The 2002-nt window shown below is 79.6% G+C and carries 2 protein-coding genes; one reads left to right on the top strand and one right to left on the bottom strand.

Annotated features, from left to right (window positions below; all coding sequences use genetic code 11):
• Window positions 1-56: 56 nt before the first annotated feature.
• On the top strand, window positions 57-608 hold the full coding sequence (locus GTR00_RS19840; RefSeq protein WP_166613272.1) for a TetR/AcrR family transcriptional regulator: 552 nt from the start codon (window positions 57-59) through the stop codon (window positions 606-608).
• A 92-nt stretch (window positions 609-700) separates the two neighbouring features.
• Here the strand turns inward: GTR00_RS19840 and GTR00_RS19835 are convergent.
• Window positions 701-2002, bottom strand: a 1302-nt coding sequence (locus GTR00_RS19835; protein WP_205706251.1) for a DMT family transporter, incomplete at its 5' end; no start/stop codon positions are given.

Below are 2002 nucleotides of genomic sequence, written 5' to 3'. Positions count from 1 at the left end.
GGGTGGGTCCGTCGACACGGACACGCCGACTAACACCGTTATATAACAGTGCTAGGATGTTTGTCGTGCCTCCCCGACCAGCTCCCGACCTCGACTCCCGGCGCGACCTGATCGTCCGCACCGCCCGGCACCTCGCCGAGTCCGACGGCTGGAGCGCCGTCACGATGCGCCGCCTGGCCGGCGACCTCGGCGTCACCCAGCCCGTGCTCTACTCCGCCTTCCCCGGCCGCCAGGCGCTGCTCGACGCCGTCGCCCTGACCGGCTTCACCGACCTCGCCGCGGCGCTGGGGGCGGCGGACCCCGAGCCCCCGGCGCGCATGCGCGCCTACCTGCGCTTCGCCGCCGAGCACCCGCGGCTGTACGAGGCGATGTTCTCGCTGCCCTCGGGGCTGGCCTTCGCGGCCGAGGACACCCCCGAACCGCTGCGGCGGGCGTTCTCGGGCGTGCGGGACGCCTTCCCCGACGAGGACGGCACCCGCGCCGAGGTCGCCTGGTCGGTGCTGCACGGCCTGGCCACCCTGGAGGCCGGTGCGCGCCTGACCCCCGGGCGGGCGCAGGCCCGGCTGGAGCTGGCGCACCGCCTGCTCACCGCAGGTCCGAGCACCTGACGCACCACCGGGAGCGGAGACCCCCGGCGCTGACCCCCGGCGCTGACCCCCGGCGCTGACCCCCGGCGCGGGCCCTCAGCCCGCGCGGGGGCTCACCCGGCGTGCATGCCGCGCAGGGCGCCGCGCTCGTCGAGCTCCACGTTGAGGCGGTCCGGGCGCAGGTCCGCGGTCGCGGCGCCACCGGGGCGCAGCACGCGCACGGGGCGCCCCCGCGCCCGGGCGCGCGCGACGGCCTCCTCCCAGGGCAGGGCCAGGTACTCGCCCAGCCAGGAGCCCTCGGGGTCCTGCCGCGCGCCGTCGGTGCCCGTGCCGTCCACCCGTGCCCCCGTCCCGGTGCGCGTCGAGGGCCGCGGCCGCCGGACCCTCCCCGTGCGCAGTGTGCGCCCGTCCCGCGCGCGGTGCTGGTGGCGGTGCTCGACGTGCTGACCCCAGCCGGTGCCGGCCAGCACCAGCACCGCACCGGCGGCACCGACCGCCCCCAGCCGCTCCCCGGCCACGAGCGCGCCGAACAGCACCGCCCACAGCGGCTCGGTCCCCAGCAGCAGCGCGCTGCGGGCGGCGGAGACGCGGGCCAGCGCCCACGACTGCGCGAAGAACGCGAACGCGGTGCACCCCAGCGCCAGGTGCGCCACGAGCAGCCACTGCCCGGTCCCGGCGACGCGCACCGCCTGCAGCACCGCGCCCGGCGCGAGCGCGGTGGTCACCAGCGCGCCGGTGCCGGCCTGCACCGCCGAGAGCACCACCAGGTCCACCGGCCCCCCGCCGCGCCCCGCGCCGCGCCCGGTGCCCTGGCCGCGCCCGGGCACGGCCAGGGCGCGGGTGACCTGCCCCAGGACGCTGGCGTGCACCGCGCGCACCGCGGCGGCGGCCAGCACCAGCAGGTCCCCGCGCGCCGGGGCGCCCAGGCCGCCGCGCCCCACCAGCAGCGCCACCCCGGTCAGCACCAGCGCCCCGGCGGCGAAGAACGCCGGCGGCAGCACCCGGCGGGTCAGCGCCCCCTCGACCAGCGGGGTCAGCAGCACCGTGGTGGCGATCAGCACCCCCGCCGAGGTCGCCGACGTGCCGGCCACCCCGTGCGTCTCCAGGGCCAGCACCGCCGTCTGCGTCAGCCCGAACACCACGCCCAGGGCCACGTCGCGCCCCCGCACGGCGCCGCCGCGCCGGTGCCGGCGCACCAGCACCACCAGCGCCAGCGCGGCGGCGGCGCCGGCCGAGCGCAGCGCCAGCGTGCCCGCCACGCCGAGGTCCTCCACGCTGCGCTGGGCGGCCAGGTAGCTGCTGCCCCACACCACCGCCACCGCCAGCAGCACCGCGTCCACGCCGCGCAGCGGCCGCGCGGCTCCGGGAGCGGCGGGAGCGGCGAGACCTGCGGGGGCGGCGGCGCGGCGTGGACG

The sequence above is a fragment of the Kineococcus indalonis genome (genome assembly GCF_009906395.1).
GTDB lineage: Bacteria > Actinomycetota > Actinomycetes > Actinomycetales > Kineococcaceae > Kineococcus > Kineococcus indalonis.
The sequence above is the reverse complement of the archived record's forward strand: the minus strand, read 5'-3'. Positions and strand labels throughout refer to the sequence as shown.

Coding starts and splice junctions, on each gene's coding strand:
- GTR00_RS19840 (WP_166613272.1), top strand. CDS start 57: ATGTTTGTCGTGCCTCCCCGACCAGCTCCCGACCTCGACTCCCGGCGC.